Source organism: Paenibacillus sp. 01T422, assembly GCF_056398785.1.
Window position 1 is genome coordinate 1 of sequence record NZ_JBFTQB010000768.1, and the last position, 6951, is coordinate 6951.

Sequence of the window (6951 nt, forward strand, 5' to 3'; positions counted from 1 at the left end):
GTTTACGTCTCCGTAAACAGTTCCCAAGGTCAATATGAAATGATCGTGCTAATTATTTAACTGGATTCTCAACTTTCACTTTACCAGAAACGATATCATCGCGAATCGCTTTAACTTTCGTAACAACGTCTGGTCCAATGAAAGGGCTAAGCGTAGATTTGCTCTCTTTGGTAACGAAAGTAAGGCCAACGCCATCTTCTTTCAAACCGTAATCAACTGAACCGAATTTAAACGTGCCCGTTACGAAATCTTTCACCGTTTGGTAGGCCACGGCATCTGTTCCTTTTAGTTGAGAAAGGACGATATGCTGTGGATCCGTTACTGTACGGTCAATATCTTGTCCGGATGTGAAGAAACCTTTTTCTTTCGCAGCTTCGAACACGCCTAGATCGCCAACAGCAGAAGCGGCAGCGATGAAATCTGCACCTTGCGAGAATTGCGTTAACGCTAATTCTTTCGCTTTGGCTGGATCTGTGAAGCTACCAACGTAGTTAACGATGAATTTAGCATTAGGATTCGTTGCTTTCAGACCTTCTTGGAAGCCAACCGTGTATTTCTTGATGAGCGGGATATCAAGTGCTGCAACCATGCCTACGACATTTTTCTTAGTAGCAAGACCAGCAGCTGCACACCGGTTGCTGCTGTGTCTGTCTTTGCAGTTGCACAGCCTGTTAGCAATATTGTTACAGCAAACATAGAAATTAAAGCTTTTTTCATGTGTATCTCTCCCCTTGATGAAAATATGTTATGTACAACACTCTTTTGTATATCCTACTAAATAACTCGGATTTAGTCAAAGTATTTTTTCTTTCGACAAACATGAACGAATTATGTTCGAAATATACGAAACTCGTCGATAATTATACTATATTGTCGAATGACATGCTATATAAAAAAGCCAGTCCCCAGAATTGGAGACCAGCTCTCTATTCAACATCGTTGCTAGACTTCATGATGCTGATGATCAGCAACGATATTCGCTGCTTCCATTAATTCACGCATGACATCGGATTGCAACTGCGGGTTAATGTACAAACCTTTAACGAACAAAGCACCCTTTTCACTTGACGTATATCTGGACGGGATTTTGTTTAAAACCAAAGCAAGCATATCATCTTTACACTTATTGCAATCGCATTTCAATTCGTATTTTTTCTGAAACTCATCCAACATATTGACGACGATTGTTTCCATGGCATTAAAAACTGGCATCGGAGTTAGCCCCTTCACTATTTCAACTATATGTCTATTATAACGTATAAACCTATAATCAAAAAGTGCTCATAGACTAGTTAAATCATCATTATTGACTCATGGTAGGTAACTTCTCCTAGTTCCAGACACCCTAATCTCGCATTCTCCTTCCCAATTTAAAAGAAATGACCACAAAATTCACCAGGATGTGATACGCTGTTTGTTGCATATGCTTGGGAAAAGCGGATTCCGACTAAAAAATCGTTTCGTCTCCGAATGCTATACAGTTATAAATAAATTAGACTTAGGGGTTAACTTATGCTGCAAAAAACACACAGTATTGCCGGTTTCATATCGGCAGAACTCGTACTCGCTTATCAAGAGGTAAGCTTTTTTTCATGGGACACGGCTGGTGCTCTTCTGCTGGGCTGCTTGGCAGGGACGCTGGCCGATGTCGACAAGCCGGGTTCGACGATGGCCAAGGTTTTATTTCCACTATCTGCCCTGCTTCGAATCCTGAAGGTGCGCCATCGGACGCTAACCCATTCCATTGTCTTTCTCCTTCTGCTGATGATGATTTCTTTGCCGATGTCCCCCTTATACTTCTGGGTCTTCATCGTGGCTTATGCATCGCATCCGATTATTGATTTGCTCAATGAGCGAGGCATACAACTATTTTGGCCGCTCCCTGTGAAAATCCGTCTGCTGCCGAAATTCATCGCCATTGATACTGGATCTACGAGTGAAACCGTATTCCGTTGGCTGCTTCTGGTAATCACCTTACTGATCCCTTTTAAGCTTTATGTGTATCCCATGCTATAAATAAAAGCCCCTCCCTCTCTGCCTGAACAGAAAGGAAGGGGCTTTACATTTACTGCATTGGAATTGATATTTTAAAACAAATCCAGCCATCTTCCACACACACTTCGATAGTCCCTTTGTAGTGCTCAATTCGCTCCTTGACGACCGACAATCCCAATCCTTGATGCTCGCCATCACCTTTGGTGCTGTAGCCGATAGAAAACATTTGGTTGTAGTCTTCGACTTGGAAATCCGGCAATACGGGGTTGGAAACAGAGATTGTCACTTGATTCGACTCCGACCATCCGTTCACAATGACCTCTCGTTCGCCTGGCGGGAATTTATTAACCTCATCAAATGCATTATCTATCAGATTCCCGATAATTTTCACGAGATCAACGGATTTTACCCCTAAAGCTAAACCATCAAGTCCAGTAAATTCATAATGAAAATCAATTTTCGTCCGCATGGCAAGCGCAAACTTCGCTTGGATCAAAGCAGCGATCGCTGGATGGCCAATACGAATAATATCGTTCACTTCGTTGATTTCTTCCAGCAACTCTTTCATATACTTCATCTGCTCTTCTTTTTTGCCATTCGCAAGCAGCGCGTACATGGTCTGCACATGATTTAAAAAGTCATGCCGCTGGCTGCGAATCGTAGCAAACATCAAATCCACATTTTGAATATACATTTCTTGTGTGGATTGAACCGCAGTTTCACGGCTTTTGGTAATAAATCGGAATACAAAATAAATAAAGATGCAGCTGCAAACGGTAAACAGAACAACGATAAGCATAAGCTGAACGAGCTGATTGTTTAAAGTCCGTTGAATTGACTGATAATCCGACGTAATTGAGATGACGTAAGGAACTTCTCGTTGCACTTCGGTTAGTTTGTTCTTAACAGGAACGTAGACGAACGTTTTGAGAATCGGCTTGCCATTCCAACTCTCTACAACGCTAACCGGTTTATTATTTTCAATGGATTCCTTATAGTACTTCAAATCTTTGTCATTCGTAATGTTGTACGAACCGAACAGCAGCGGCCGATCATACACCGAAATGAACGATGTGCCGTCACTGCCTTTGTACTTTTAATTTGAAGTTCTTTGGGTTCAGATGACTTGCCAACCATGATATCGTTTCCAACACCACTGCGCTTCATCAGCGAAAAACCATCGACCCCTGCTTGTTTGGCAAGTTGAACCAATTGTTCGTTAGATACTTTATCGACATCTGGATCAAGCTTGCTCGCGGCGAAAAGTGCAACAGAGCGCAGCCTTTCTCCAACTAAATCTTCCACGAAGAAGGAACCTTCCTCTGAGAGTTCAATGGAAGTTCGTATTTGGTTGGCCGTCGACTCCATTCTCATCGATAATGCTTCCGTTAACAGTGACTTCGTATACCAGTAATAAGAGGTATTATTCGTCACAAGCAACAGAATAACGATAATTAAAGTGATGTAGATGACTTTGGAGTTTATTCTCATGAAGATGTTCACACTTTCTATATGTTGTAAAATGGATATTACAAAGTTGACACTATGTAAAACTATTTTTTCGACACCATCCGAAAATAGATGTCTCTTTCAGTAGTATAGTAGGATAGGAAAGCCTTGTCTATCAATTAATGTTGTGGCTTTTAAACCATTGGTAAGATAGGGAAAAATGCCAAGAATCAGGATGTGTCAACAAGGCGGAACTACAGGGCGTTATTTTTTCGAAATCGGCCCTTTTGTATGCGAGGGGGAGCTAGGAGCCTCTATTTCATTGCATTTGGCTATAATCCAGCCAAATGTGATGAAATTAGGCCCTGCAGTTCCCCTCAAGCTGCCAAACTGCCACTTTTCGCCGAAATAGCGGACTGTAGTTCCTCCAAATAGTTTGTGCAGCCCACAGTGTCAAATTTTCTCCCAGTCAGCTCGCCAAAAAGAAATTGCAGCCCATTCCCACTCAGGAACCAGGCTGCATGTTTAGGTTACTTAGCTGCTATTTCAACGCTTTTCCTCCAAATCATTCTTTCGCCAATGCGCAAGACAACATCAACTTGATGCGTCCCTACAGCTATCGGGCGATAGGCAGTAAAATACTTCCAATATTTAGACGCTTCCTCATTTAAAAAGTTACTTTTTTACGATTACTTTACTTGACCACGCTACTTTAGTACTATAACAAGTATCGAATACATGAGGAGCTGTAAAAATGTCCAATGATGAAATCATTCTAACTCCCGAAGGATTACGCAGTTTAGAACTTGAGCTTGAGGAATTAAAAACCGTTAAACGCAAAGAATTGGCAAGCCGGATTAAGACTGCCATTAGCTACGGTGATCTGAAAGAGAACAGCGAATACCATTCGGCCAAAGAAGAACAGGGCTTCATGGAAACCAGAGTTTTGACGATCGAAAGAATGCTAAAGAAAGCACGAGTTGTAAGGAATCTTGATGCGTCCAAAGTCCAAGTAGGATCCACAGTCGTGCTTAATGATGTAGAATTCGCGGAGAAAATTGAGTACAAAATCGTTGGTTCTTCGGAAGCGGATGTCAATGAAAACAAAATTTCCTACGAAAGCCCGCTGGGCGTTTCACTCATGAACAAAAAAGTTGGCGATACGATCAGCGTAAATGCGCCGATGGGTGTTATTTCTTACGAACTGCTTGAGATTCGCGTATAGTTTAATCACGCACAAAGGGCTGTCTCTATGTAGATACATCTACTAGAGATCAGCCCTTTTTGGGTTCCCATATTCAACTCTTATACGCCAACTACTTCAAAAAGCTGCAACGCTTTCCGCATCTTCTCCAAGTACTTCGGATTATCATCCGAGCACATCCATTTCAGATCGGAATGTCCTTTGCCAAGCAGCTGGTCTCGATCGCTCAGCAGCTGTGTCAGCCGGTTCACCGTCCCCGCGCTTCCATCAACAATTTGGATATGAGCCGGTAGAACCTTTTTCAATGCACTCCGAAAAAAAGGATAATGCGTACATCCAAGAACAACCGTACCATACATCTTCAGATCGAATGGAGCAAACTGGGCATGGAAATAATCAATAATTTGATGGCTATCCACATTCAGCTGCTCACAGAATTGGACTAATTCCGGCATTGGCAGCGAATCCACCATCCCCATATCATCGGTACGGGAAACAAGTTCTCGGTACTTGGACTCTTTGAGCGTTAGCGGCGTTGCGAGCACAAGCACTCTTTTGCCCGATGAACGGTTCATGGCAAGCGCCGGCTTTACCGCAGGTTCCATGCCGATGATCGGCATTTCGTATATGTTGCGAAGTTCCGAGATAGCAATACTCGTAGCCGTGTTGCAGGCTATCACAAGCGCACTAACCTCTTCTTTGCTGATCGTTTCCACTGCTTTTTTCACAAAAGAAAGGACTTCATCCTTGGATTTCGTCCCGTATGGCACATGAAGCGTATCCGCAAAATAAAGAAAATCCTCATGAGGCAACTGCTTCATAGCCTCGTGTAAGACGGAAATTCCGCCTATTCCTGAATCAAAAAAAGCTATTCTCATTTGTTTTCACCCTGATCTTGTTCTTTCGATGTTAGAGCAAACCTGCTGTTATAAGTCCATTGCGAACGCCATCTTCATCTACGTGTGTTGTCACATGATCAGCATAAGGAAGCAAATCCTTGTGGGAGTTCCCCATCGCGATGCCCATGCCAACAAAGGAAAGCATTTCCATATCATTCAAGCCATCGCCAAATGCAACCGCATCTTCCGGTTTAATATCTACGAGCTCAAGCAGTGCTGCAATTCCTTGAGCTTTGGAGCCTCCAGCAGGCAAAACATCGATGGCATGCTGATGCCAGCGAATAAGCTTAAATTCTGTTTGGAGCTCTTCATACAGATGTTCATCCGTATCTTCGCAATGCAGAAAGATTTGATAGATATCGTTCGTTTTCCAGAAATCCGGGTCATAACCTGGCAAATCCACCTTCAACGACGAAACGGATCCTGTTACGAAATAGGAATCGATCCCTAGCTGCTCGGCCAGGGGCTTAATGAAGTATGGGGCTCGTCCGGTAGCAATCACCGGTTCAATGCCTTGCTGCTTTAATTGATGAATAGCTGTTACCGTGGAAGCAGGAACCTGTTTTTCCTCATTGACAAGCGTACCGTCGATATCAAAAAACACAATTTTATACACAGTTGGGTCTCCTTTGCACTTGGTGGCAGCTGTCGCTGCCAGCCTTCTCTCTTTCTCTCATTAAACACCAAAAAGAGATAAAAAACAAAGAAAAAGAGAATCCCCTAGGCTTCTCTCCCCAATTGCTATACAATTTCATCAATCACCCCGTGGGATAAGGCCTCATCAGGACTCATATACCAATTACGCTGATGTTCCTGAACACGAAGAATCTCATCTTGGGTTAGCTTTGTTTTGGATAAAAGGTATTCATCATAAATGTTCTGCAGCCTCTGCGTTTCATCCACCCGGTTTTTCAAATATTCCAGATGACCGTCAATGTGAGTAGAAACCGCATGATACATGAAGGTGCTAAGCCTGCCCGCATATCTTTTGTGGCCACTTACAGCGATCAGCAAGCTCATACTGGCAGCTAGTCCATACACATAGGTGTGTACAGGCGTCTTACTATTTTCGATCACATTAATGAGGCCTAGACCGTCATAGACGCTCCCCCCGTTGCTATTAATAATAACGTCGATGGGAACGCGCTTGAAATCCTTTTCTTTCTTATCTCTGTCATCATCAAATTGATTGATTTTCATGATTTGCTCAACAATGGTTTTCACTGAGCTTTTATTAATGCCATCGAATAGATATAAGGTTCTTTCATTCATCGAAATGCCTCCTGTCCTATGGCCTATTGATACAGATAGTCTATTCCCGACAGATGGACTTTGTAACTCTTTTGCTTGCTTTTGTGAACTTTTTGGCCGAAAATGAAAAGAACCTGGCACTTGGCCAGATTC

The 6951-nt window shown here is 42.7% G+C and carries 9 protein-coding genes and 1 pseudogene; 2 read left to right on the forward strand and 8 right to left on the reverse strand.

Going from position 1 to position 6951, the window contains the following annotated elements; translation table 11 throughout:
• Positions 1-52: 52 nt before the first annotated feature.
• The 3 genes and pseudogenes from AC1DUA_RS30845 to AC1DUA_RS30855 all read right to left on the reverse strand — a co-directional run.
• Positions 53-628: pseudogene (locus AC1DUA_RS30845) on the reverse strand (BMP family lipoprotein); the annotation flags it as partial.
• Positions 592-717 (reverse strand): hypothetical protein, encoded by a 126-nt coding sequence (locus AC1DUA_RS30850; RefSeq protein WP_477503379.1) that lies wholly within the window; start codon positions 715-717, stop codon positions 592-594. The pseudogene AC1DUA_RS30845 and the gene AC1DUA_RS30850, both read right to left, overlap by 37 nt.
• A gap of 225 nt (positions 718-942) precedes the next feature.
• On the reverse strand, positions 943-1212 hold the full coding sequence (locus AC1DUA_RS30855; RefSeq protein WP_477503380.1) for a late competence development ComFB family protein: 270 nt from the start codon (positions 1210-1212) through the stop codon (positions 943-945).
• A gap of 300 nt (positions 1213-1512) precedes the next feature.
• Here AC1DUA_RS30855 and AC1DUA_RS30860 point away from each other — a divergent pair, with 300 nt between their 5' ends.
• Positions 1513-2016, forward strand: coding sequence for a metal-dependent hydrolase (locus AC1DUA_RS30860; protein ID WP_477503381.1), 504 nt, complete (start codon positions 1513-1515; stop codon positions 2014-2016).
• A gap of 49 nt (positions 2017-2065) precedes the next feature.
• Here AC1DUA_RS30860 and AC1DUA_RS30865 read toward each other — a convergent pair whose 3' ends face one another.
• Both AC1DUA_RS30865 and AC1DUA_RS30870 read right to left on the reverse strand, forming a co-directional pair.
• Positions 2066-3055 carry a sensor histidine kinase gene (locus AC1DUA_RS30865; protein ID WP_477503382.1) on the reverse strand — a complete coding sequence of 330 codons (990 nt, stop codon included), beginning with the start codon at positions 3053-3055 and terminating at the stop codon, positions 2066-2068.
• Entirely contained in the window at positions 2998-3486 is a 489-nt protein-coding gene (locus AC1DUA_RS30870) for a hypothetical protein (RefSeq protein ID WP_477503383.1), read from the reverse strand. The genes AC1DUA_RS30865 and AC1DUA_RS30870 overlap by 58 nt, the downstream gene beginning before the upstream one ends.
• Positions 3487-4198: 712 nt before the next feature.
• Between AC1DUA_RS30870 and greA the strand changes: the two genes are divergently transcribed.
• Positions 4199-4669, forward strand: a complete 471-nt coding sequence (greA, locus tag AC1DUA_RS30875; RefSeq protein WP_477503384.1) for a transcription elongation factor GreA — start codon at positions 4199-4201, stop codon at positions 4667-4669.
• 80 nt (positions 4670-4749) lie between these two features.
• On the opposite strand, the gene murI is transcribed toward greA, so the two are convergent.
• The 3 genes from murI to AC1DUA_RS30890 form a co-directional block, all read right to left on the reverse strand.
• Positions 4750-5526, reverse strand: coding sequence for a glutamate racemase (gene murI, locus AC1DUA_RS30880; protein WP_477503385.1), 777 nt, complete (start codon positions 5524-5526; stop codon positions 4750-4752).
• A gap of 31 nt (positions 5527-5557) precedes the next feature.
• Positions 5558-6163 carry an HAD-IIB family hydrolase gene (locus AC1DUA_RS30885; RefSeq protein WP_477503386.1) on the reverse strand — a complete coding sequence of 202 codons (606 nt, stop codon included), beginning with the start codon at positions 6161-6163 and terminating at the stop codon, positions 5558-5560.
• 125 nt (positions 6164-6288) lie between these two features.
• Positions 6289-6819 carry an ATP-dependent Clp protease proteolytic subunit gene (locus AC1DUA_RS30890; protein ID WP_477503387.1) on the reverse strand — a complete coding sequence of 177 codons (531 nt, stop codon included), beginning with the start codon at positions 6817-6819 and terminating at the stop codon, positions 6289-6291.
• Positions 6820-6951 lie beyond the last annotated feature (132 nt).

Bases quoted from the DNA above. Each gene is read 5' to 3' on its own strand.
- AC1DUA_RS30890 (WP_477503387.1), bottom strand. From the start codon at position 6,819: ATGAATGAAAGAACCTTATATCTATTCGATGGCATTAATAAAAGCTCA.
- AC1DUA_RS30870 (WP_477503383.1), bottom strand. From the start codon at position 3,486: ATGAGAATAAACTCCAAAGTCATCTACATCACTTTAATTATCGTTATT.
- murI (WP_477503385.1), bottom strand. From the start codon at position 5,526: ATGAGAATAGCTTTTTTTGATTCAGGAATAGGCGGAATTTCCGTCTTA.
- AC1DUA_RS30860 (WP_477503381.1), top strand. From the start codon at position 1,513: ATGCTGCAAAAAACACACAGTATTGCCGGTTTCATATCGGCAGAACTC.
- AC1DUA_RS30855 (WP_477503380.1), bottom strand. From the start codon at position 1,212: ATGCCAGTTTTTAATGCCATGGAAACAATCGTCGTCAATATGTTGGAT.
- greA (WP_477503384.1), top strand. From the start codon at position 4,199: ATGTCCAATGATGAAATCATTCTAACTCCCGAAGGATTACGCAGTTTA.
- AC1DUA_RS30850 (WP_477503379.1), bottom strand. From the start codon at position 717: ATGAAAAAAGCTTTAATTTCTATGTTTGCTGTAACAATATTGCTAACA.